This window comes from Dermacoccus sp. UBA1591 (assembly GCF_002322065.1).
Classification (GTDB): domain Bacteria; phylum Actinomycetota; class Actinomycetes; order Actinomycetales; family Dermatophilaceae; genus Dermacoccus; species Dermacoccus nishinomiyaensis.
The window spans coordinates 100759-101168 of sequence record NZ_DCNR01000090.1 but is presented as its reverse complement, the minus strand read 5'-3'; the positions used below and the strand labels follow the sequence as shown (position 1 = coordinate 101168).

Sequence of the window (410 nt, the reverse complement as noted above, 5' to 3'; positions counted from 1 at the left end):
GTCGTCAACGTCGAGGAGATCCAGGGCCGCCAGTGCCTGGTCGTCACCGAGCTCCCCTACCAGGTCAACCCGGACGCGCTGGCGCTCAAGATCGCCGAGCTCGCCAAGGAGGGGCGCCTGCAGGGCATCGCCGACATCCGTGACGAGACGTCCGGCCGCACCGGCCAGCGCCTCGTGATCGTGCTCAAGCGCGACGCCGTGGCCAAGGTCGTGCTCAACAACCTCTACAAGCACACGCAGCTGCAGCAGTCCTTCGGCGCCAACATGCTGGCGCTGGTGGACGGGGTGCCGCGCACGCTGCCGGTGAGCGCGTTCATCCGCTACTGGGTGGAGCACCAGGTCGAGGTCATCGTGCGCCGCACGACCTATCGCCTGCGCGAGGCCGAGAAGCGCATCCACATCCTGCGCGG

1 protein-coding gene is annotated in these 410 nt (G+C 68.5%); it reads left to right on the top strand.

The features are described 5' to 3' along the window. A partial coding sequence (locus B2284_RS10070; protein WP_286697440.1) for a DNA gyrase subunit A occupies positions 1–410 on the top strand: 410 nt, incomplete at both ends.